This window comes from Paenibacillus sp. FSL H8-0260, from assembly GCF_045040625.1.
Lineage (GTDB): Bacteria > Bacillota > Bacilli > Paenibacillales > Paenibacillaceae > Paenibacillus_AQ > Paenibacillus_AQ odorifer.
Genome location: NZ_CP150298.1, coordinates 1,644,628 through 1,666,835, shown reverse-complemented (window position 1 = coordinate 1,666,835; position 22,208 = coordinate 1,644,628). Strand labels below are relative to the sequence as shown.

The following is a 22,208-nucleotide window of genomic DNA, read 5'->3' as shown; positions in this document are numbered from 1 at the left end:
GTCCTTCTCCTTATCCGTTCTCGCAAATTTCCAGCACATAATCAACAGCCTCAGCGATGGTTTGTTTCCGGCGAAATTTCATATATGGAATTTCAACATTAAAAGCGTCCTCCAAGAAAGTAGTGATCTGCGAAAAATGCACAGATTTTGCCTGTAAATCACTCGTAAATGAAAGACTTTCCGACAATTCCTCCGGCTTCTTCCCGAATAAAGGCGAAGCTCTTTCCACCAGCTTCGCATAAATTTCTTCACGTAATTCCAATACAATCCCTCCTTGTTGAATACAGCTCATCACACATTTTCAAGCTAAAGTGTCATTTATTGCTGCATGTGATAAATTCAGTATATATAATGAGAGCGTTATCTCCCATGTGCTGCAACTTAATCGTGATCGGTTATTTCAGCAAAGTTTTGTAAAATTGCACAAAGGTTCCTAGTGCTATTGGAGGCTGTTCTCGTGAATCTTCAAAAGATCATCAGAAAACTTAGCGACTGTTGTCTTGCCTGGCCGGAAGAGGCATTACAAACCAAAGAGATTAACGAATTTGCTATCCTGCGACCCTGCTCCGTATTCAAGACTGACACTGCCTATTTAGGCAAGCTTTCAGATATACCAAGGGACTTTCCAACAGACACCCCATTTTTCTGTATTCAGGATTGTGACGCATCTGTTGATTCTTATACTTGCCTTACCCTTCTGCCAAATGAACTGGATTTGCTTGATCTTTCAGAGAAAATCTCTACTATCCTTGCTCATGAGAATCGGCTTATTGAGCATATGCACACGCTTATCTCCGCACTTAACTCCAACAAAGGATTGCAGCACATGACGAATGAAGCCACCCGCATCTTTGGTAATCCGGTTATCATTGTTGATGCTGGCTATAAATTACTTGCTATGTGTCAAGCACCTATTCCCAGCCGACCTGATATTGAACAACAGAGACACTTAGGTTATGTCCTTGACCGAAATATTCAAAGCATGAAGAAATCCAATTTATACGAGCGGACCCGGATGGCTCTTTTTCCTTATTACTCTCGTGATCCCGAGACCAAGAACGGTTGGATTACAGCTTTTGTGTACGTCCACGGTATAGAATTTGCACAGGTTAGTGTTATGGAGCTTGATCGTGAATTTACTGATATTGATTTTGAACTAGTAAAATTTCTTTGCGAACTGGTTTCGGTAGAATTGCAGAAGAGTGATTTCTATAAATCCAATCAAGGAATGGTTCATAGCTTTCTGCTTACCGAACTCCTTACTGGTGATCTCTATGATGCTAATGTCATTGCAATGCGCTTGGCTCATATGGAGTGGCCGCTGTCCTCTAACTTGCGTGTGTTGACCTTAATTGACCAAAACAACGGTTTTTTTGAGGGAAAAGTTCAACTGGTCGCGCAGCATCTAAGTCAATTCCTGCCAAACAACCGTTGGATCGTTTTTCAAGGGCGCATTGTATTTCTAATCTCTCTCACCGATTCATCCCACGAAATAATTACTAAAGAAGAACGGATTCTGGAGTTTCTGCAAGTAAATAGTCTGACTGCTTCAATGAGTGACTCCTTCAGTCAATTAAATTTTTTGCGAAAATATTACAAACAATGTCTGGCTGCCATCGACTTAGGACTCCAACTTGACTTTAACAAGTCAATCTATGTGTATGAGGACTATCTCTGTGAGCATATTGGAAAAATCATATCTGAACATCATGATCTTGCTGATTTCTGTCATCCGGTTATTCAGAAGCTTATTGCTTATGACCATACCCACAAAACAAGTTTGCTGCCTACCCTTGAAGCCTATCTTCAGTATGTGGATACTCCAGCTCTTGCGGCAAAAGCTCTTTTTATCCATAGAAACACTTTGTTCTATCGTATCAACAGGATCCGGGAGCTTTTCCAATTAGACTTAAGCAACGGTGATATTCGTCTCAAACTGCAATTGACATTTCATTTTCTGAACTTAAAATACGAAGTACATAAATAAAACTAATCTTCGAGGAGTTTGTATGGACGTTCCAATTCAAAGAGAGGACTCGTCCCAGCAAACCTATATAACTTTATTCATAATCTGTAGAAGCTTTTACAGCACAAATAAAGGGCACCTTATACCGCCGGGCTCGGAACTTAAGCCTTAGCAGAAAGGTGCCCCCATTAATACTTCAGAGCAGATTACAGTGCGCTATCTTTAGCCATTGAAGCTAATTTTTCAGTCCCGTCAACGTGATTCCTTCTACGAAATATTTTTGACCAATCAGATAAAAAATGACACCCGGCGCAAAGGACATACACGTAGCCGCCATCGTCAGCGACCAGTCCTGCTTTAGTTGGCCTCTAAAGGCGGTTAGTCCCAAGGCTATCGTATACTTATCGCTTGAGTTTATGTAAATCATCTGTTGAAGTAGATCATTCCATAAACCGATAAAGATAAATAATGCGACGACGATCATCGCAGATTTAATGGCCGGCATAATAATGCTGAACAAAATGCGGTAATATCCAGCGCCATCGATCGTTGCTGCTTGATCAAGCTCTCTCGGTATAGACATGATAAACTGCCTAATCAAAAAGATATTAAAAGCCCCGCCACCACAGAAATAAGGCAAAATCAACGGCAGATAGCTGTCATGAATTCCTAAGCCTCTCGTCCACCCAATATATAGCGGAATAAGTGTAACCATGGCAGGTAGAAGCATCGAACCGACACAAAGAGCCCAAATCAATTTTTTGCCCCGAAAACGCAGTCTTGCAAAGGCATAACCGCATAAAGTCGCTGTAAAGGTTCCTGCCAAACAGGCGGGTACAATAATAATCATAGTGTTCCATAAATATTTCCAAAACTTAAAGATCTCTAGCGTTTCTGCATAGTTTGAAAACAACCAATTTCCTGGCAGCAGTGAAGGCGGATATTGGTATATCTCGGCATTCGACATGAGCGACGTGCGAAATATCCACCAGATTGGAAAGAGCACGAGTATAGTAAAAAAAATAACAACGACAAACGAGATCAGGTTCATCCATTGATTATTACGTTTTTTGCTCTTTAATCTTCCGTATGAGGCTACACTCATTTGTCATCGCCTCCTTCATTAAAGATCCATAGGTTGGAGGTTTTGAATAATACACCAGTAAAGCCTGCAAGAATAACAAAAATAACGGCTGTTGTCGCACAAGCATACCCCAATTTATAATTTACAAAAGCTTGATCATACATCAGATAAGTTAAAAAGCGTGAAGAATTACCCGGGCCGCCATTCGTTAATGAAAGAGCCGGCGTAACAATTTGGAGATTGGCAATCAAGCTCATTAGCAAATTGTAAAAGATAATGGGCGACATGCACGGTAAAGTGATATGCAAGAATCGTTTCCATCCATTCGCACCATCCATTTCAGCCGCTTCATGGTAGACGACCGGAACATTTTGCAGCCCAGCTAAGAAAATAACAATTAAGTTACCTGACAGCCAAACCGAAATCAAGGATAGGGATGGAATGACATAGCTGGAATCCGCGATAAAAGAAACTTTGTTCAAACCCATCTCAGAGAGAATAAAGTTAAAAAATCCAAAATTAGCTTCGTATAACCAGGACCATCCTACATATATTGCGGCTGCCGGCAAAACGTACGGTACATAGAACACAGCTCGGAAAAACCCTCTTGCCGGAATTTTACGATTCAGTAGCATCGCAATAAAAAGTGAATAAATCATGCCTCCAACTACCGATAAGACGGCAAAGTAGACCGTAGCTATAATAGAATCTTTAATATAAGGATCAGTGGTAAATAGATTAATATAATTCTCGAAGCCAACAAATTTGGGGTCTGAAAGTCCCGTCCAATTCGTTAAGCTGATCCCGAGCACCCCAATAAGAGGTAGATACGTTAAAAAGATCAGCCCAATGAAGGCAGGGATCAATAATATATACGCGGCTCGTGCCTCACCTGCATGAATACGTGAACGACGTTTCGGAGATTTATTAATCATTTCCATCTCTATCTCCCCACCTGAAGATCATAATATGGCCGCCGCGTGTGTGAGCTTGGCAGCGGCCAGTCTTTTACGAACTTTACTAATTGCCTGAATGGGCTGCTTTCAACGCATCGAGATTTTTAGAAATAGCATCCTTAGCGGTCGTCTTTCCAGTCCATACATCCCCTAGAACCGACCCGAGCAAGGTGTTAAACTCCGTCGTATGATTCGTATAGAACCACGCTGCAGGCTTCACAGCAGGTGATTGCGCATAATCGACTACTGCAGATTTATATTCGTCATAAACAGGGAAGTTAGGATTTTCGACCCATTTACGGGTAAGGGTCTCATCCGTGTACCACTTCTCCAGCGTCGGCATCCAGATCCCCGAGCTAATGAGGCCCCAGTTATTTTCTTCTGAGTTGTACCATTTCAGCCATTCCATCGCTTCTTTTGGATGCTTAGTCTGGGAGAAGACGACATTGGCGCCACCCGTGTTGAGAGTAACCTTATCCTTCATGTAAGGCAATACTGCAACGCCATAGTTCAAGCCTTCATTCTTGGCCGTATTCAGACTAGTTCCCACGTTCCACGCACCGTTAGTAGCCATGGCAACAGTTCCCGCGATGATGGTTCGTTGAATGCCATCATCAGTCTGTCCGACAGACAACGGAGCAACATGATCCTTCAAGTAAAGATCTGCAACCTTCTGAATTCCCTCTATACTGGCGTCTTCTCCAATTCTCACCTCAGTCCCATCACCCGAATAGAACCCTCCACCATTACCAAGCGCCCAGGTCTCAAGCTGCCATGGTAAGTTTTCAACGGATGCGCCAAACTGTACGATACTCTGCTCATTAAAGCCACTCTCATCAGGATGTTTACCATTTTTATCAAGGGTCAGCTTCTTTGCTGTTGTTACAAATTCGTCCCATGTCCACGCTTGGTCTAAAGCGGCTGGGGGATAGGGTACATTGGCTTTGTCGAACATATCTTTGTTGTAATAGAGGAGTAAGATTTCATTGGCAGCCGCGTAGGCTACGGTTTTCCCTTGATATTTGTAGGCTAAGCTATCCAGTGGTTTGCTGTCGCTTCCTTCGTACATTGTATTTACATCATTCAGCATGCCTTGGGTAGACCACTGAACGACCCCATCTTCTCTGAGCATCCCTGTATCAGGCAATTGCTCTGCCGTAGCCATTGTATTCAGCTTAGTCATGTAGTTTTCCCAAGGAATTGCTTGTACTTCTACTTCAATTCTGTCTTGAGAAGCATTAAACTTATCCGCCACTCCCTGGGTTACATTTCCTTCTTCCGCACTTCCCCACATCGAATAGATAATCTTGACCTTCTCCTCAGGCTTGGAGGTTGCGTTCTCAGATGCTTTGGGTGCATCAGATGCCTTGGTTGCTGTGTTTGTCTCGTCTTTCGCGCAGCCAATGACACTTAACGCTAGTGCAGTTGAAAGAATACCTACCCCGAATGCTTTACCTACTTTCATTTCCCTCTCCCCCTTCATAATTACATAGATATGTCTAACCGTTTGACCCCTTAAGTTATTGAGTTAAACGTTTAGTACCAACTTTTTTAATAATTTCAACCTTTGCTTGGAATCCGAAATTTCGGCCAGCAGATACGACTTTTAATATCGTAAATATTTTCAAAAAGTGGTATAGAGTCTTCATGAACTTGGGATATTTTAATGAAGTAAGCGCTTTATTGTTATTGTGTCATGATTTTCTTTTAGGGAAAATAGCATTTTTCAACCTGATTTTTAAAAATTCCAACCTTTAAAGAATCATCTTTTTCATAAAAACGGCAGAATCAGCTGATCCAAAATATTCACTTGCAGTAACGACAATAAGCAAAGCCGCCCTCCTACCCCACTGGTAGAAGCACTGCTCTGCCTATTTAGCATTTATACACATACACTGCTGTATGCAGCAACGCCGTTTTTCTCTTCTCGAAACATAACTGCGTGAGATCTCCAGCTCCTTAGCAAATTCCCGCTATGTTATCGAATTTCTTGAGGTTGTGGCCACGGACCGAGGTCAAGAATGAAGGCGTCTCTTATTCGTTCCCCATCGTGCTGATGTCGATGACAAACCGGTAACGGACATCTGAAGCAAGCACACGCTCCCAAGCTTCATCAATCCGGTCAGCAGAAATGACCTCGATTTCAGAAGCAATATTATGTTCAGCGCAGAAATTAAGCATTTCCTGCGTTTCACGGATTCCGCCAATCATCGATCCGGCAAACGAACGGCGGTGGCCGATCAGCGAGAATACGTTAACTGCCAATGGATCAGCGGGCGCACCGACATTGACTAATGTACCATCCAATGCCAGAAGTGAAAGATAGGCATCAATATTAATTTGTGCGCTTACTGTATTCACAATAAGATCGAATGAACCGGCAAGCTGCTTAAATGTCTCCGAATCGCTGGTCGCATAATAATGATCCGCTCCTAATTGCAATCCGTCTTCCTTCTTCTTCAGTGACTGTGATAACACAGTAACCTCAGCTCCCATGGCATGAGCAATCTTCACAGCCATGTGCCCAAGCCCGCCAAGACCCACTACAGCTACTTTTTTGCCGGGAGCGGCTCCCCAATGGCGCAGCGGTGAATAGGTGGTGATTCCTGCGCATAAAAGCGGTGCAGCCGCATCAAGCGGAATAGCGTCAGGAATCCGGACCACGAAGTCTTCTGTTACAACGATGTGCGTGGAATACCCGCCCTGTGTATAGTGACCGTGCCGGTCGATAGCTCCATAAGTGCCCGTATTTCCACTCAGGCAATACTGCTCCTCACCTTTTTGGCAATTACTGCACTCTCCACAGGAGTCAACCATACAACCTACCCCTACACGATCGCCGACTGTGTACTTTGTAACTTTGGAACCGACCTGGCTGACAATACCGGCGATCTCATGCCCTGGAACAAGTGGATACTTAACCGGTCCCCACTCCCCGCGGGCTGTATGAATATCCGAGTGGCAAATGCCAGCGTATTTAATCTCAATAAGAACATCGTGCGGCTGCAGATTCCGGCGTTCAATTGTAGTTAGCTTGAACGGGCCTTCCTGATTGAATGTAGCGCGTGCATTAACCTTTATCATAGTGAAACCTCTCTTCTAGTTAATATAAAAAGCTGTAACGCCGACTTTACAAAACCTATGTTATTACTTAAAGTTAACTCTAAGTCAAGCATAAAATATAATTAAGACTGGAGATAGATGATGAAGACATACTCCATTAGTGAAGTTGCAGAATATTTTAATATGACATCACATACCCTGCGTTACTATGACAAAGAGGGGCTTTTGCCTTTTATAGAAAGAACCCCCAGCGGGAAACGCATTTTCAAAGAAACGGATATGGACGCTTTAAAAGTAATTGAATGCCTGAAGTCATCCGGGATGCCGATTAAGGAAATAAAACATTTCATTGAGTGGTGCTCTGAGGGGGACTCCACCTTGCAGCAGAGATATGATATGTTCCTGGAGCGGAAAGCTTCTGTAGAAGCACAAATGGAAGAATTGAGAAAAACGATGGAAGTCATAGACCATAAATGCTTCTACTACAAGACCGCCTTGGATAGCGGCACGGAAGATGTTCATAAAAAAAATAACATTAAGAGTGCATTTACTCATTAAAAATGGACCTTCAAATTACAGTAAAGGCGGGGCAGATTGGTCTGCCCCGCCTTTCTTAATTTGGACGCTTTTTTGCCAGCAGCTTCTCCGTAAAATTCACATCAAAAAAATGAATAATGGGTCCCAAACCAAGTGCGGACACTAGAGTACCTAAGCCTATAACGCCTCCTGCCAGGAAGCAAATCAAAGCACAAAGAGCATCCGTAAACATCCGGTGCCAAAAATAAGATATTTTCGGGACGTTATCCCTCATTATCAGGGACAGGCTGTCGTAAGGAGCGACTCCCACAGCCGATGTCTGATACAGGGATACCCCAAAACTGCATACCACCACGCCAATCGCTACGACGACCACCCGCTGCCATAACAGCTGAGGTTCGCCTAACAGAGATAGCCAAGTACTATGAAAGAACGTAGCGATATACCCCAAAAAGATTGCGTTTACAAAAGTCCCTGCGCCAATATACCTTCGTCCGGTTATGAATTCGATTACAAACAACACCAGGTTCAGCAAGATCAGAAAATTTGCATATGTTATACCCACGCACTCTGCAAGTGCCATTACCATGCCGCTAAAGGGATCATTCCCCATACCGGACAGCTTAAAAATACTAATTCCCATGCCCAGAAATACATTGCCGATAACCATAATAATCAATCTTTTTTTATCCACGTTATAAAGATAACCCTTCATATTGCCCATCCTATTTTTCATATTAAAATTGCACCTTACAACAACCACGTCATTATATCATATATTCTATTGTTTGACGGTTATCTTTATTGATAGTATTCAAGAATGAAGGCGTCGAAAAAATCGCAAGAAAGTTTGGCTGTCCCCAGTCATAAACCAAAGTTGGTGTCAGATCTGCTATCCACAATTCAGCAATCTCATCCAGTTGCATTCTCCATTTTCCGCTGGCAACAGCCTTTCCCTGCTCCATAAGGAAACGAGCCTCATCATATGAAACTTCAATTCCCTTATTGCGCTCTATGAAATCAAGGACTGCTTGGTAATTACGTTTTTGATCTTCTTCTTTTTCTACCGTAAAAGCTGAATCGTATACCTCTGAGAAATCTAAGCCCTTAAAGTCATGGAGTTCCACCAGCTCTTTAAATGCGTCCGTTACGAACTCTCGAAATGTAATGTACTGCTCGATGTATCATGCTAAACAGTTTTTTTAGCTTCGTTCAGAAATATATTGAATCAATTCCTTTTATTGTCTAGTATTATAGAAAAGATTCCTATTTCCCTTAAGTTGTTTTCACAATAGGAGGAAAAATGAATAAGAATAAAATAAATATCTTGATAGGATTTATAACTTTCATAATTGTTTATACAGCTGGAGTCCTTCTTTTTCAGGTTCTATCTTATGGAGGATATTTTTTCATTGAAAAGAATTCATACATGATGACTCTTTATACTTTTTTAGTGGGGGTTGCCTGCCTGCTATTTATAGCGCTTTGGATTAAAACTGAAAGGAAAATAATAATTATTATAAATACGAGTATTGCTATTGCTATGCTCTTATTCACTCCGGCCATTGCAAACACTTACTATACAGCATCAGAAGATATTCGAATGTTGTTCCATTCAAATTATAAAAATGAAATTCAAGCGATAGAAAGAATTATTAAAGATCATCATCTTCCATTTTCAATCTACAAAAAAGAAAGTCTCCAGAACTCAAAATATTATAACTATCTCTCCATCCTAGTAATTAAAAACTCAGACAGCAAGCTTACTTCTGAGGAGATACAATCATTCATTGGTAAAATGCCCATAACTAAAATGTCGATATATTTTAGTGACAATATAAACGGACGCGTAGTAATTATTAAAACAGATGAAAATCGGGACATAAAAAATTGTACACCGGAAAAAACTTGTAGCAATCTTCAAATTAAATAAATATCGCCAAAATATACAATTAAGTTTTCAGGTGGGTCGCCCGACATCTCCGCCACCTCTGTTTCACTGCATTCCGGGCTGGGCTTTGCCTGCAGGACCTTTGGGATTCTACCTCATGAAAGACATCCTACCAATCAAAAAAGCAATTCCCAGTAGAAAAGTCGCTTTTTGAGGTTATGGACGCGATAGGATGTAATAACCTAGAAATGAACTGGATTATGCATGCCTCTGGGCATGCAAACAATTAAAAAGCCTCATGGAGTTGTTACGCTCCTATGTGGCCTTTCACTTAACTATCTTGAATTTTCTTCTTCAATTACAATATTTCTAGTACTGTTTTCCCAATCATATATTTTTCCAAACATTACCTCTATACCGCAAGTGGTACAACTAAATAGATATCTAGATTGTATTGAATCTTCTTCTCCCTTACTAATATCACATATAGTTACTCTAATTTTGGAGTGATCCCAGTCTGATTGACTGCAACAGTTACAAACCAGTTCCTTTCCCCATATTTTAATAATAGCCATGTTTACCTCCTACAAACTAATATCCTTAACCCATATCGATCTTCTTATAAAAAAATGTATTTTACTAAAAAAAGCTTACTGAACTATGTTTATCAGAAGTTCAAGGCTAGCAGTCCGTGATAGAGCATATTAAAATGAGGCCAAAAAGCCATAAACTCAAAATCTCCCGTCAACCTCCTCCGGCTTGTCGTTTATAAAAATACCATTTTCTAGATAATCTATTCAAACTATCCCTATGTTTGTATTTAGGTGATAACCTGCCTCCCTCTCCTATTGCCATACTTATCCCGGTTTTCATAAACCTCAAAACCAGAAGTGTATTTTTTCACTTAGTCACCTACAGTACTCGAATTGCTCTTCAAAAAAATCTCTCCGTTCTGGTTCACCTGCATGGTTGAAACACAGTATACTTGGATTGTTATCTGTCCGAATGCATTTTTTCATGGCGTATCTTTCTTTTTCATAATTCAAATCGTTATCATCATTTATGACTACTCGTTCATCCATAGATAAATAATCATCAATCGACTGAGTTGATGGTGAAAGATATGATTTTCCCAGATTATTACATTAATGAAAATAACGAAATTGTGCAGCTGTTTAACGATTTATTGAAGTTTTTAAGTCATTATGATGTTACACCATAAGGTTTATACTTGGACCTTCCTTAAATGGAGGAGGGAAGAATCCGTTACTTCCATAGCTAAGGGTAACTACCTACTACGATCCTCTGTAATGGCAATATCAATCTCATTTAAATACCTAGATAAAGTCTCTTGTCTTTCTATTCTAGTAATAATTCTCCAAAGCGCTTCTTCATGTAGCACTTTTCCCGCAAACATACCGGATTTTAATAAACCTTCTTTTGCTTTCTCATGTGTATACTTAACATTAGACAGCTGCAACCAAATACCTCCATACCTTATTAGACACTCCACAGTGTTGTCCGCCTGTCCTTTTACTTTCTTAAGCGAATCTGTCACTTCTCATTATTAACTCCCCTTATTTTTGCAAATGATAAAGGGAGAAGAGTCTCCATTGCCAGCCAGCTAGAGGCCGACTCTATCCATCCCTTCAGCAAATGGTACAAACAAGTGTCCGGCTATCCGACAGACAAGTTTCGCAGCCGCAGCAGGATGATTTAATATAGAAAACGGCGCTGCATCAGTTCAGCGCCGCTGTACCATTTTCAAGTTTGATCACAGCATCCAGCCAACCTCCCTGTAGGCCCTCCAAAGCGCCTGAAAAGATTGCGACTGTGCCAGGTGTCATTTCGTACAACGTGTCTAGCAGCAGGAAACGAATCTCGATATCCATGCCATAGAGAGGCTCATCCAGCAGCAGAAACCATGGATCAGCAAGCATCGCCTGAGCAATCATAAGCCGTTGCTTGTTGCCGCCTGACAACCGCTGAATGGGCGTTTTCCACTCGGCAGTAAGCCCGAGCCGTTCACATAGCTCACGAGATCGTTCCTCAATGGTTGCCCGTGGCATCAGCTTCATCTCACCCACATAACGCAAGTATGCCTCGACGTTCATATTATCATAGTACGCTGTCTGCTGTGGCTTGTAGCCCAGATAAGACTTGAAAGCATTCCCTGACAACGTCACGCCATGAAGCTGATAGGTAATCAGGCCGCGTACAGGCTGGTATAGACCAGCTATCGCTTTGAGCAATGCTGTTTTCCCACTGCCATTGGCGCCCTCCAGACCATACCAGCCTGGCGGCAAAGCCAGATTCACATCCCCTAGCAGCAGGTGACCATTATCTGCAAGAAGTTCAACCGCGGTAAGTTTTAGCTCAGCTCCTCGCACCACTCTTCCCTCCTATCCATATTGCTTGTAATAATGCCGATGGCGCAGCAAAATACTTGTTATAACACCCAGCGCTATTGCCAGACTAACAGCAACAAGCTTGCTTGCAAGCCAGTGTTCGGACCCGTATTCGCTGAACAATTGAAATACGCCAAGCCTCTCGCCAGCGGAAAACTGGATGACGCCCACTGCGAGGACAACCGCGGTACCAGACCATGTCCCGAAACGAAGCATTGCAGCCAGCGCTGCAAAAGCGCTCAGGCAGATCGGCAGTAATAGATCTGTGATCAGTAAAGTAGTGTTAGATCCGAATTCACCGCTGGTACCCGTCATAACGATTATTCCATAAAACAACAGCGCTAGAAGGAGGTCATATAGCAGTATGGTTCCTATTCTGGCTACCATAAGCTGTACGGGTGTAACAGGAAAGGTCGCCTCAAGCTCACTCATTGGCGTATGCATGGATCGGAGTGAATAGGCCACACTGGCTACAGGAAGCAACAGAATCGTAAATAAAAATACATCCGGCTTGGCAGAGCTACTGAACCATTCACTTGCTACCAGCCCCTCAACGACTGCTCCTATGCCAATCATAAGCGCTGATGTAAGCCAAAACAGCCAATGCATCGTCCTTACCTGAGCTGCCATGCGTTGCATAAGCCTTACTGGTAAAGATATAGCGACAGTTGCTTGCCGCCCAAGCCTGTCATGTCTTGCCACTCGCCTGGAAGAGGGTACAGCAACCGCCCACTCAGGCTGTGTGGCATATGTGGCGGCAAGCGCCAGCAGAGATTCCGTCTGCTGGCCGCTGGGACCATCGACGGTATAGCGATCCAGTTGGCTGAATACGGCTCCGATCTGGTCATGCTCCCATCGATCCGCTGCTGCTTCACCCTTTTCCTCTAGTTGCCGCTGCTCTTGCAATTCCCTGTGCAGTTGACTGTCGCGACTAGCCTTATCGGCGCTACCGGCTCCGGATATGTAACTCATCCTGATCCTCCCCTTTCTGCAATGTATGGGCCAGTCGCCTGAACGCCCGATACAGCTTGGACTTGACCGTTCCAAGCGGCAGTTCCAGCAACTCGGCTATTTCATCCAGCTTGAGTTCCTCATAAAAACGCAAAATAACAATTTGCCGCTCCTCCTCAGGCAAAGCGCCAAGGGCAGCAATGACTGCTTCACGCTCATATTGCTTGTCTAAAAAAGACGCTACCGTATCCTTACCGCCATCTGCCGCATCATACACTCCGGTATCCTTAGCCGCTACTTCATAACGATAAGCTCCGGACTTCCATACATCACGGCACAGGTTCGTCGCAATTCGATAAATCCATGGTCGAAACCGTTCAGGCAACCGACCAGCTTGCAAAGCCGTGAATACTCTGACAAAACACTCTTGCACCAAATCTTCTGCGAGTTGACGCTTGCTGGTCAGTCGGTATAAATACGCATAGATGGTCTGATGATACCGATAGACGAACAACTCCAGCACGGCTGTATTCCCTTGCTTGTATTGCTCGAGCAGTTGCTCATCCGTAACAACAGCCCTGCTGTTCACTTGACTCTCTCCTTTCTCGCTCAGCACTATTGCCTGCACACGAGCCAACCTCTGCCTTTCCCCAATAGAAGCATACAGCAGAAAAGCAGTATTCCAGCTGCTGCAAATAATGCGATAGCGTTATGCGATTTATCTGTGAACCGGCTCACCGGCCAGATGGCTTGAAATAAATAGTAACGATTGAGCGGCATACTGGACATAAAATACTCCAGCAGCCACACCGTTGCCCCCACTCCTAGCCCGACAGCCATATTGCGCCCTAGCAGACTGCCCAATGCCGCCAGACCGCCAAGGAACATATTCACACTGAGGCTATGTTTAATTATGTAAGCTAGTTGTGCCGTACTTAAAGCGATCGCCCAGCGGTCAATTGCCCAGAGCAACGCTGCTTCATAGATAACTAGCAATAGCGCAGCGACCGCTCCTCGCTCGGCGAACACGAGTAATTGTGAATATGGATAGCTGAAATGATGGGCAAAAGTACCCTCACTGAAATCATCGACGAACAAGGCAGCACTCAAGGCAATCGCAAGTAAAGGCAGCACAAATATAAAAGCCACTTTGACATGATAAAAACCAGGAGAGGGCATCATCATTGGCAGCATGAGGCAACCAGCTGCTATCAGCGCCGCAATAATAGCTATAGCTAGCAAGTAGCCGCCCCATAGGATGCGCCAAGCATATTTTGCACGGGACAAAAGAATGAGGGCAACCTTCATTGTCCTCCCTCCGTTTTCCTTTGCAAATAGCCTCGCAGAAGCGCTTCCATTTGTTCATCACTGTCCTCGATTAGCTGCTCTGTGCCAATACTGTCATAGACAAGCTTGATGACATCGTAGACACTTTCAATACCGTACTGGCTGTATATGGTGTTCATAAGGTCATAAACCTGATTCGGTGTACCGTTCAAAAAATAGCTGCTAACAGGTTCGAACAGTCGATCTGGCAGTTTCCCTCCGACCAGCTCGAGCTCGTTATAAGCCTGAAAAAAGTTATTCAGTGTATATTGGGCGTTTAAATTTAACATTCTCGCATTTCTAATCTCTCTACGTTTGGCACTGTAATCAAGCCAGTACTGCCCCGTTCTCAGTTGGATATTCCCATTCTTCCCTCGATCAATTTCCGCCCCAAAATAACTTGACACAGACACCTTAGACAAAAAGTGGATATCGCGAGCTTCCGGACCTCCAACTGATGCATCTACCATGCCAAGAGTGCTCATACTCACCATGTTCAAACTATAATACGGATAATCGGCAAGTGCCATAGTAACCGTCTGGGGAAAGCTCGTTGCAGCTTCTCCATCCAACATTTTCAAAGTATGTGCCGCTTGGGCGTAATGCCTGGCTGCGAACTGTGCTGCTTCTTCGACAGAACGGGCAGGCAATTGACCAGATGCCAACAGACGAAACGTCTTGCCGTCTGCCGTCGCTTCTGCAAGTTGCAGATCGCCCCCAAATAATGTAAGTCCGCTTGCTTCTTCCAGCTCCAGGCGCGTGATGGTCGCTCCCTTCTCTCCAGCCATCTTACTAGTAATGACAGAGGCGTTGGAGAACAGTTTCAAGCCACTTGGCCCTGTGATAGCAACTTCAAAGCCCGCCATAGGGCGCGGCAGTTGTGTGTCCAGAATATCTGTAGCGTGACGCCCCCATTCGTAGTGATCGGTAAGCAATTCCGATAGCCGGCTATTGCCGATAACAGGGTACCAGCCATAGAAAGCTGGCAGGAAAATCCTGTTATCGTCGACAACAGCGATCTGCTCCCATCTATCCCTGCTAGGAGCGACGGAATAATAATGCCGCCAATCATTTAGGGTACCGCTATATGTCATCTCGATCTCCATATGCTCCCCTGGCATAACATCCGTTGCAGGCTTGATCCAAAGTACATCTGTAGCCTCTTCCCACTCATAGGCAGCAGCAGCACCGTTCACCTTCAGTTCCTGTACATCAAAGATATGTCGCAGCATGATTGGGAATCGCTCTAGTGTTGCCGCTTGTCCATTGCGTGCTTGCATCGTCGCCTGTATTTCTAACCCATGCCGCGGCAGTAATTCCAAATTCAGCTTGTAGCTGTTAATGTGTAGATCCTGGAACTTCATTCCGACAAGCAGATCTTTAATATGCGATACCGAGAGCGGATTGCTGGTATTCCCGTTTGTGTTAAGGGTGATCCGAGACATTTCCTCAATATCCGCCTCCGAATATTTACCCGCTGCAATTCCAGCAACGAGCAGTTGCTCCAATTCACGCTGTTGCGTGATATCATTGGCTGAAGTAAGACGTTCGCGATAGAAACGTTCATTGGCATCCGCAATATCTGCCCGTTCCTGCAGGTATCCGTACATCGCACTACCTGCCCATAACAATGCTGCACCTAGAATCAGCATCGTGGGATAGACAAGCCATGCCTTGACCCGTTCCCGCCTGCGTCTACATACTACAAGTAGAACAGTCATGACCATTCCTGCTGCTAAAGCTGCAACGATGCCGCGATGCAGCCAAAATGCCGAATCATATATAAATCCCCACATACGTGAGTAAGACTTACCAATATATTTAACTAGTGAATAATCGAACCAAATCTGCGTATGAGGGGGTAATGAAAAAGAAGGGCGATCGGTCTTAAAAAATTCCGGTAAAATAATTGCCAAGCTAAGCAACAGGACGAAGCTGATCAAGTAACTGTATCGCTTACGGATAAGGATACCTATTAAGTAGGCAATTACAGTTGCAAATAACATTGGGATCGCAAAGGAAGCCAATACAGCAGAGGTATACCATTCACGCATTCCCCATGAGATACCATCATTTACTACCAACCATACATAAGCCCCCATCGGCACGAGCGCAGCTGCTAACGGAAGGGTTACAGCACAAAGCAAGCGTGCAGCCTCCATTTCCCATGTTCGATACGGAAAGGTAGCCATCATGGTTGCTGTCTTCCATTCTTCATCCCGCCGTGCGATCGCTGTTGCTAACAAAGGCAAAATAATGAGGGCTACAAGGCAATACACCTCAGAAATGTCCATCACGTATACTGCACGATCCAATTTGGCATTGGTGGTCTGAAACATCAAATACAGGATGCCGACCACGGTTGCCAGCATCAGATACAAGCCTGGGCCACGCAGCAGCAGCTTGCACTCGGTTTTGTAATAGCGAATCAGGCTCATTGGCTATTCCCCGCCCTCATGACCGCGATATATCCGTCCTCAAGCCCTGCCTTTGCCAGGACTGCTCCAGGTAATGGAACAGAACTGGCAAGAACACGCGCCTCATAGCCGGCTCCTGAACGCTTTGCAGTCACGATGGCTGCAGTTTCTTTGAGCTCTGCAAGCTTCTCATCACCCACTTGGACCGTCCACACTTGTCCCTGCACACGCTGGAGCAATTGTTCTTGCGTACCGTGAAATACGATGCGCCCTCCGCTCATAATCGCCATACTCTTACAGTTATTATCAATATCGGCGACGACATGTGTAGACAGTAGCACAGTACGATCTTTACCCAGCTCAGTCAGCATATCACGAAATCGCATGCGTTCTTCAGGATCAAGCCCTGCCGTAGGCTCGTCCACAATAATGAACTGCGGATCACCTAGCAACGCCTGGGCAATACCGATGCGCTGCCGCATCCCGCCAGAATATTTGCCTATACGCACATGGCGCTTCTCCTCCAGATTGACTCGGCGCAACATTTCGGCTACTGCTTTCCTCCGGACTTTTCCATTTGTAATGCCCTTCATGGACGCGACATAATCGAGATATTCTGCGCCTGTCAACTTGCGATATACGCCAAACTCTTGTGGCAGGTAGCCAAGCAAGCCACGAATTTCACGTTCATCCCGCCCAAGCTTGCAATGTCCAATTTGTACATCCCCTGATGTTTTCGGTATTACTGTTGCCAATATTTGCATCAATGTTGATTTTCCCGCCCCATTGGGACCGAGTAAGCCGAACATACCCGTACCCAATGTCAGGTTAATTCCGTTCAGTACTTGTTTACTGCCATATTTTTTGCACAATTGCTGGATAACTACATGCATCATTACCTGCCTCCATTCGTACTTGGCCAACTACCGTGCGCACGAGTAGATTGTCGAACAGTATAACGACACTCCCTTCTAAAAGTTTAAAAAACAGGTGATTTTTTAAAATAATAGTATCCTTGCGCTGCCAATATGACATTTGTTCGATGTGTCTACTACGACAAAAAAACCTCCAACCCCGTATATGCGGCTTCGGAAGTTATTCATTAACCTGCATTTCGCAGTTACTCTAAGTACAGAATCCCAAAATCACAGCTTCTATGAAATTCTGGTTTGTTCGAATGAACTTTGCTCCATGTTCCAAAGTGCGGATAAACCGTTTCATCGCCGCACTTGTAAAAGTTTCCTCTTATCCTTTTTCCCGGCACTGCCCGAAAATCCGAAAAATAAGATTGTACCCATGCCCATGAGATCGAAAAGCTTAATTCCCAATACGCTTCCCCTTTATCATTAATCTGATCCGTGGTGGATAGGACTTGGAAAAGTGCTGGATTGATAGTGATTGGGAAGCGATCATACCGATCCGCTCCTATCTGCAAGAGAATTGCGCCATTCGCATTAAATTCGAAATTCATATAGCGCTGGTCCGAATCCGGAGAAGGCTGAAAAAAGAACTCGATGCAGCTATCCTTATACACAGGATCATTCATGTTTCTATATGTTCGTATTGGATTCTGTTCGTAAACCTTAAACTGAAGCTTCAGATCCTCCTGACTGTAATTTAATCTTGCTGTAACGACCGGGTTATATCCTTTAAGCCATTGATACTGTTTAATGATCTGGAAATCTTCTGTAACTGAAACATCCGTCTGATTTATCAGGCGGGAAATCACTAAGGTTTCTAATTTTCTTTCCATGGTTCATTCCCTTCGGTTGGAAATCCCACTAGGCTAACACAGCAAAACAACCCTATTAATTAACTTGATTATTTAGACCCGCGACTTACCGGTTTTCCAATACGCAGTCTCGATCCCCGAAATTTCGCACGGCCGTCTGCCGTTACCTGTATTGGCGGATGATGGAACTGCACACTCTATATCCCCTCGGGCGCTTCCCCCACTTCCCGATCGATGGTCAGATCCCCCCGTATCCGTTCTCCTGCAATGCGGCGAAATAGGCGTCGAAATCTACCTTCACCTCGCCGAATGGAACCTCCCGGAATATGGCTCCGGAGCTTACTAGCCCTGCAATCCGTTGATGATCCAGCGGGTGGTACCCGACGGCACCGTATACATCCCTCAGTTCGACTGACTGATGTCGGCTGCCGTACTTTGCATGGGTGTGGACAATTTATTCCTCAGCAGGTGTACACCATGCACCGGTTCATCCCCTGTTACCATCACCATGTTGGTCAACCCTTATTTCGCGCAAGGTAACGTAATTCCTTCATGGATCGCCCGGTCGGCTAAGAGAGCGATCTCCATCGCCCGGCAGGCTTCCTCCATTGCCGGTATAGGGGGCAAGTTGTTCTCCAGCATGGACAGGAAATAGTCCAGCTGGGCACCCGTAGGCTTTACGGAGAAGTCCATATTGATCTGCCGGACCGCTCCTTTCTGGTAGTCTTCGACCTCGATCAGATTCCCCAGATGCTGATCCTCTCGCGGTCGTTCGTTCTTGTATATGATGCGAATCCGGCCTGCCGGTCCGATAAATTCCTTCCGGTTATCAGTCGGAAGCCCCTTGCCCCACCCTGTCTCAAAGTAGCCGATGGAGCCGTCCGACAGACGGAGGGTCATGAGTCCGTAATTGTAAGTATACGGCGGGACTTCTTCGTAGAGACGCTGCCCGATCCCATTGACGCTTACTACGTCCGCCCCTGTAGCCCAACGCATCACATCGATATAATGGACGCCGCAATCCACGATCGGCGAGACGTCCCGGAGCAGGGATAAGTGGGAAGCCCAATTTTTGGAGGGCTTCAATTGGGATAGCCGGATGACCAAAGGGAAGCCGATGGCGCCCTCCCGGATCATCTTCATAACCGCCTGGTACGTAGTGTTATGGCGAAGGATGTGACCGATCAGCACCTTGGTTTTAGCTCCACGGGCCAGCTTCATGAATTCCTGTGTTTCCCGTGCATTGCCCGCCATCGGCTTCTCGCATAGGATATGCTTCCCTGCAGCGAGACAATCTTTTGCGATCCCCAGATGGGAGGACGGGTACGTGGCGATAATGACCAGATCCACATCATCACGCTCTATCAAGACCCGGTAATCCGTGCTCCAACACTCAGCTCCGTATTGGCTTGCCACTAAGGAGGCCCTGTCCCGGTTCCAATCCGCCACGCCGATCAACCGGACCCGCACCTGTCGTGATATCGCGTCCAAGTGGAGAGAGCCCATATAACCACAGCCTATCACGACCGCCCCGTACCTTTTCATGATGCATCCATCCTATCCTTCTCACTCGCAGAGGTTATTTTATGTTGATCCAAGCTCCTTGTTGGGAGAAACCGAAGTCTCCTTACAACGTCTAGTCTTCTTGGGCATTGATGATTTACCATTCTTCATGCATATACTTCTCTTACATTTGTACAATACCGGACTACTACAGAATAACCTGCATCTTGTTATGATACCTTGTCACCTTTATTATATAAGAATGATGGATATTTTTATTTAGCAAAGAAAGTTACTTTTTGCACGATTCCGTTATTCCTTCTAATTCTATGTAGGGGAGGGGCTCGGTTCATAGGTTCTTTCTTCTATCGCTTGCCGCAAGGTCTGCCATTTTTGTACGATGTATGCGGAACTTCAACCCTATAGATTGCCAATGCTGGGCGCACATAAAAAAGCAACTCCCTTTTTGCAAGTCGCTTTTAAAACACTCTATAGTGAATCTTAAGTTATTATCTACTATCCTCACCGCTTCGCCTTATAAAACTCATGATACAGCTTCAGAGCCAAGGATATCGATAAGTGTAATTTCATTACCTTCCTTGTCCGTCCCAATCGGATCGTGCAGAGATACGTCTTTACGTGTTTTCTTGAGCGAACGCAGGTGCAACAGGATTTCGTTTTCAATACAACGAGCAGCAAATGTGGCTAGTTTGGTTCCTTTGTTTGGACGATAGCTCTCAATAGCTTTTATCAGGCCGATGGTGCCGATGGAGATCAGATCCTCCATGTCTTCCCCAGTGTTATCGAATTTCTTGAGGTTGTGGACACGATACGATGTCAAAATCCACTTTCTTGATAGAAAAGCGTTGATAGAAGTATGAAGGTTTTACCGGATGGATGGCTCTTTTTTTGTTATTCATTGTCCTTTTTTTAATAGTCACTTCGTTTTCTTGAATTTTCACTTGATATCAACAACTTAACAGTTGAAAGACATGATATTTAACATAGTTTGAGCATGTTTACAGTCACATCCGGGAAAGAATTAGCTGTGTTACGATATATCTTATTACTCTAGAGGAGTATTAATAATGTCAACAACTTGCAAAAGAGGTGTGTAATTGAAACTTCCAACAATCCAATTCGGACATATTAAATCGAGAGTTCCTGTTATTCAAGGTGGAATGGGTGTAGGCATATCCTTAAGTGGACTAGCCGCTGCTGTAGCCAATGCAGGCGGGATCGGCACCATCTCTGGTACAGGGATTACTCCTGATGAGCTGAGAATGCATATTCGCAAAACAAGAGAACTCTCTAAAGGGAATGGCTACATCGGTGTGAATGTACTATTCGCAGTGAAGGACTTTGCCGAAAAAATGAAGATTGCTTTGGAGGAAAAGGTTGACTTTATTATTTCCGGAGCCGGAATTTCTAGAGATATTTATGCTTGGGGTAAAGAATATGGCACTCCTGTCGTAACTATTGTTTCATCCGCCAAATTAGCCCGAATTTCCGAAAGACTTGGTGCCTCCGCAGTCGTTGTGGAAGGGTTCGAAGCTGGAGGCCATTTAGGTACAGACAGATCCATGTTTGACATCCTTCCTGAAGTCTTAGAGGCCGTTTCGATTCCTGTTATTGCTGCGGGTGGAATTCTAACAGGGGATGATATCGCAAAAGCCCTTCGGATCGGCGCATCTGGTGTTCAAATGGGTACCCGTTTTGTGGCTAGCCTTGAGTGTGATGCTCCCTTAGCCTTCAAGCAAAAGTATGTAGATGCTCAGCAAGGAGATACTGTCCTAATCAAGTCTACTGTGGGTCTAGAAGGTAGAGCGATTCGGAATGATTTTACGGACCGGATCAGTGATGATGCCAAATTAAAGATAGTCAAATGCTATAATTGTCTAAAGGTTTGTTCACATCGCTTCTGTACAATGGAATCCCTGCTCACTTCCCTTAGAGGAGATGTTAAGAACGGATTGGTTTTTGCTGGGTCCAGAGTTCATGAGATTAAAGAGATTTTGTCCGTACAGCAGATTATCGACAATTTAATGGATGAGTATCAAGGGGCATTGAACCCGACAACTTAAGGTTGTTATAAGATTCAAAAGCACGATTAACCACTTAAGCAAGCTTGGGATTTCCGAGCATAAGTGGTTTTTTTATTTCGCTTGATACTCAAATTTAGTTATATTTAATAAGCTTTTGTGTTGTATTTAACTAAAGATTTCCGTACCTTTCTTTTTAATTGCAACAACAGCTAAATATCTTCACAGCCAAAATGCAATATGCCCAATCCCCAGGATAATCGCAAAAGATGACTGGATATATGTACTTTTCAGAGCACCACTTAACAATTTTCCCTCTCCCTTTCTCATGT

The 22,208-nt window shown here is 44.3% G+C and carries 22 protein-coding genes and 1 pseudogene; 4 read left to right on the top strand and 19 right to left on the bottom strand.

Translation table 11 applies throughout. The features are described 5' to 3' along the window. Nucleotides 1-10 precede the first annotated feature (10 nt). Nucleotides 11-262 (bottom strand): acyl carrier protein, encoded by a 252-nt coding sequence (locus MHI51_RS07235; RefSeq protein WP_076125336.1) that lies wholly within the window; start codon nucleotides 260-262, stop codon nucleotides 11-13. 195 nt (nucleotides 263-457) lie between these two features. Between MHI51_RS07235 and MHI51_RS07230 the strand changes: the two genes are divergently transcribed. Beyond that, nucleotides 458-1,987, top strand: a complete 1,530-nt coding sequence (locus tag MHI51_RS07230; RefSeq protein WP_076218371.1) for a CdaR family transcriptional regulator — start codon at nucleotides 458-460, stop codon at nucleotides 1,985-1,987. Between the two features lie 214 nt (nucleotides 1,988-2,201). On the opposite strand, the gene MHI51_RS07225 is transcribed toward MHI51_RS07230, so the two are convergent. The 4 genes from MHI51_RS07225 to MHI51_RS07210 all read right to left on the bottom strand — a co-directional run bounded on the left by MHI51_RS07225 (nucleotide 2,202) and on the right by MHI51_RS07210 (nucleotide 7,090). Further along, a complete protein-coding gene (locus tag MHI51_RS07225) occupies nucleotides 2,202-3,071 on the bottom strand; it encodes a carbohydrate ABC transporter permease (protein WP_076125340.1) in 870 nt (289 codons plus the stop codon). Then, nucleotides 3,068-3,985, bottom strand: a complete 918-nt coding sequence (locus MHI51_RS07220) for a carbohydrate ABC transporter permease (RefSeq protein WP_248547752.1) — start codon at nucleotides 3,983-3,985, stop codon at nucleotides 3,068-3,070. The genes MHI51_RS07225 and MHI51_RS07220 overlap by 4 nt, the downstream gene beginning before the upstream one ends. 85 nt (nucleotides 3,986-4,070) lie before the next feature. Next, nucleotides 4,071-5,471 (bottom strand): sugar ABC transporter substrate-binding protein, encoded by a 1,401-nt coding sequence (locus tag MHI51_RS07215; RefSeq protein WP_076185355.1) that lies wholly within the window; start codon nucleotides 5,469-5,471, stop codon nucleotides 4,071-4,073. 569 nt (nucleotides 5,472-6,040) lie between these two features. Then, complete coding sequence (locus MHI51_RS07210; RefSeq protein WP_405173722.1) at nucleotides 6,041-7,090, bottom strand: NAD(P)-dependent alcohol dehydrogenase; 1,050 nt, start codon at nucleotides 7,088-7,090, stop codon at nucleotides 6,041-6,043. 120 nt (nucleotides 7,091-7,210) lie between these two features. Here MHI51_RS07210 and MHI51_RS07205 point away from each other — a divergent pair, with 120 nt between their 5' ends. Continuing rightward, nucleotides 7,211-7,627 (top strand): MerR family transcriptional regulator, encoded by a 417-nt coding sequence (locus tag MHI51_RS07205; RefSeq protein WP_076218374.1) that lies wholly within the window; start codon nucleotides 7,211-7,213, stop codon nucleotides 7,625-7,627. A gap of 55 nt (nucleotides 7,628-7,682) precedes the next feature. Here the strand turns inward: MHI51_RS07205 and MHI51_RS07200 are convergent, their stop codons facing one another. Next, nucleotides 7,683-8,342, bottom strand: coding sequence for a YitT family protein (locus MHI51_RS07200; RefSeq protein ID WP_248547753.1), 660 nt, complete (start codon nucleotides 8,340-8,342; stop codon nucleotides 7,683-7,685). 31 nt (nucleotides 8,343-8,373) lie between these two features. Then, nucleotides 8,374-8,733, bottom strand: a complete 360-nt coding sequence (locus tag MHI51_RS07195; protein WP_076218375.1) for a hypothetical protein — start codon at nucleotides 8,731-8,733, stop codon at nucleotides 8,374-8,376. 176 nt (nucleotides 8,734-8,909) lie between these two features. On the opposite strand from MHI51_RS07195, the gene MHI51_RS07190 reads away from it, so the two are divergent. Then, nucleotides 8,910-9,539 carry a hypothetical protein gene (locus MHI51_RS07190; RefSeq protein WP_076218376.1) on the top strand — a complete coding sequence of 210 codons (630 nt, stop codon included), beginning with the start codon at nucleotides 8,910-8,912 and terminating at the stop codon, nucleotides 9,537-9,539. A 293-nt stretch (nucleotides 9,540-9,832) separates the two neighbouring features. On the opposite strand, the gene MHI51_RS07185 is transcribed toward MHI51_RS07190, so the two are convergent. The 12 genes and pseudogenes from MHI51_RS07185 to MHI51_RS07130 form a co-directional block, all read right to left on the bottom strand. Continuing rightward, entirely contained in the window at nucleotides 9,833-10,072 is a 240-nt protein-coding gene (locus tag MHI51_RS07185; RefSeq protein ID WP_076218377.1) for a hypothetical protein, read from the bottom strand. Nucleotides 10,073-10,785: 713 nt separating this feature from the next. Next, complete coding sequence (locus tag MHI51_RS07180) at nucleotides 10,786-10,977, bottom strand: hypothetical protein (protein ID WP_076218378.1); 192 nt, start codon at nucleotides 10,975-10,977, stop codon at nucleotides 10,786-10,788. Nucleotides 10,978-11,236: 259 nt separating this feature from the next. Next, nucleotides 11,237-11,887, bottom strand: a complete 651-nt coding sequence (locus MHI51_RS07175) for an ATP-binding cassette domain-containing protein (RefSeq protein WP_076218379.1) — start codon at nucleotides 11,885-11,887, stop codon at nucleotides 11,237-11,239. A 12-nt stretch (nucleotides 11,888-11,899) separates the two neighbouring features. After that, nucleotides 11,900-12,877, bottom strand: a complete 978-nt coding sequence (locus tag MHI51_RS07170) for a hypothetical protein (RefSeq protein ID WP_076218380.1) — start codon at nucleotides 12,875-12,877, stop codon at nucleotides 11,900-11,902. After that, complete coding sequence (locus MHI51_RS07165) at nucleotides 12,852-13,445, bottom strand: RNA polymerase sigma factor (RefSeq protein WP_076125358.1); 594 nt, start codon at nucleotides 13,443-13,445, stop codon at nucleotides 12,852-12,854. Before MHI51_RS07165 ends, MHI51_RS07170 begins: the two co-directional genes overlap by 26 nt. A 26-nt stretch (nucleotides 13,446-13,471) precedes the next feature. Next, nucleotides 13,472-14,164 (bottom strand): hypothetical protein, encoded by a 693-nt coding sequence (locus tag MHI51_RS07160; RefSeq protein WP_076276595.1) that lies wholly within the window; start codon nucleotides 14,162-14,164, stop codon nucleotides 13,472-13,474. Further along, entirely contained in the window at nucleotides 14,161-16,620 is a 2,460-nt protein-coding gene (locus MHI51_RS07155; RefSeq protein ID WP_405173721.1) for a hypothetical protein, read from the bottom strand. Before MHI51_RS07155 ends, MHI51_RS07160 begins: the two co-directional genes overlap by 4 nt. After that, on the bottom strand, nucleotides 16,617-17,495 hold the full coding sequence (locus MHI51_RS07150; RefSeq protein ID WP_342410538.1) for an ABC transporter ATP-binding protein: 879 nt from the start codon (nucleotides 17,493-17,495) through the stop codon (nucleotides 16,617-16,619). The genes MHI51_RS07155 and MHI51_RS07150 overlap by 4 nt, the downstream gene beginning before the upstream one ends. 224 nt (nucleotides 17,496-17,719) lie before the next feature. Then, nucleotides 17,720-18,352 (bottom strand): carbohydrate-binding family 9-like protein, encoded by a 633-nt coding sequence (locus MHI51_RS07145; RefSeq protein WP_076125364.1) that lies wholly within the window; start codon nucleotides 18,350-18,352, stop codon nucleotides 17,720-17,722. 501 nt (nucleotides 18,353-18,853) lie between these two features. Continuing rightward, complete coding sequence (locus MHI51_RS07140) at nucleotides 18,854-19,801, bottom strand: Gfo/Idh/MocA family protein (RefSeq protein ID WP_256719255.1); 948 nt, start codon at nucleotides 19,799-19,801, stop codon at nucleotides 18,854-18,856. Further along, the gene (locus MHI51_RS07135; RefSeq protein ID WP_254847731.1) at nucleotides 19,725-19,883 is read right to left on the bottom strand and encodes a hypothetical protein; all 159 of its coding nucleotides are present in this window, start codon (nucleotides 19,881-19,883) and stop codon (nucleotides 19,725-19,727) included. Before MHI51_RS07135 ends, MHI51_RS07140 begins: the two co-directional genes overlap by 77 nt. 504 nt (nucleotides 19,884-20,387) lie before the next feature. Next, nucleotides 20,388-20,705, bottom strand: a pseudogene (locus tag MHI51_RS07130) (sigma factor); the annotation flags it as partial. A gap of 247 nt (nucleotides 20,706-20,952) precedes the next feature. Here MHI51_RS07130 and MHI51_RS07125 point away from each other — a divergent pair. Continuing rightward, nucleotides 20,953-21,918 carry a nitronate monooxygenase family protein gene (locus MHI51_RS07125; RefSeq protein ID WP_076219033.1) on the top strand — a complete coding sequence of 322 codons (966 nt, stop codon included), beginning with the start codon at nucleotides 20,953-20,955 and terminating at the stop codon, nucleotides 21,916-21,918. The last annotated feature ends 290 nt before the right edge of the window (nucleotides 21,919-22,208 follow it).

Coding starts and splice junctions, on each gene's coding strand:
- MHI51_RS07145 (WP_076125364.1), bottom strand. CDS start 18,352: ATGGAAAGAAAATTAGAAACCTTAGTGATTTCCCGCCTGATAAATCAG.
- MHI51_RS07210 (WP_405173722.1), bottom strand. CDS start 7,090: ATGATAAAGGTTAATGCACGCGCTACATTCAATCAGGAAGGCCCGTTC.
- MHI51_RS07160 (WP_076276595.1), bottom strand. CDS start 14,164: ATGAAGGTTGCCCTCATTCTTTTGTCCCGTGCAAAATATGCTTGGCGC.
- MHI51_RS07135 (WP_254847731.1), bottom strand. CDS start 19,883: ATGCATCATGAAAAGGTACGGGGCGGTCGTGATAGGCTGTGGTTATAT.
- MHI51_RS07190 (WP_076218376.1), top strand. CDS start 8,910: ATGAATAAGAATAAAATAAATATCTTGATAGGATTTATAACTTTCATA.
- MHI51_RS07220 (WP_248547752.1), bottom strand. CDS start 3,985: ATGATTAATAAATCTCCGAAACGTCGTTCACGTATTCATGCAGGTGAG.
- MHI51_RS07215 (WP_076185355.1), bottom strand. CDS start 5,471: ATGAAAGTAGGTAAAGCATTCGGGGTAGGTATTCTTTCAACTGCACTA.
- MHI51_RS07155 (WP_405173721.1), bottom strand. CDS start 16,620: ATGAGCCTGATTCGCTATTACAAAACCGAGTGCAAGCTGCTGCTGCGT.
- MHI51_RS07185 (WP_076218377.1), bottom strand. CDS start 10,072: ATGGCTATTATTAAAATATGGGGAAAGGAACTGGTTTGTAACTGTTGC.
- MHI51_RS07205 (WP_076218374.1), top strand. CDS start 7,211: ATGAAGACATACTCCATTAGTGAAGTTGCAGAATATTTTAATATGACA.
- MHI51_RS07225 (WP_076125340.1), bottom strand. CDS start 3,071: ATGAGTGTAGCCTCATACGGAAGATTAAAGAGCAAAAAACGTAATAAT.
- MHI51_RS07170 (WP_076218380.1), bottom strand. CDS start 12,877: ATGAGTTACATATCCGGAGCCGGTAGCGCCGATAAGGCTAGTCGCGAC.
- MHI51_RS07150 (WP_342410538.1), bottom strand. CDS start 17,495: ATGATGCATGTAGTTATCCAGCAATTGTGCAAAAAATATGGCAGTAAA.
- MHI51_RS07200 (WP_248547753.1), bottom strand. CDS start 8,342: ATGAAAAATAGGATGGGCAATATGAAGGGTTATCTTTATAACGTGGAT.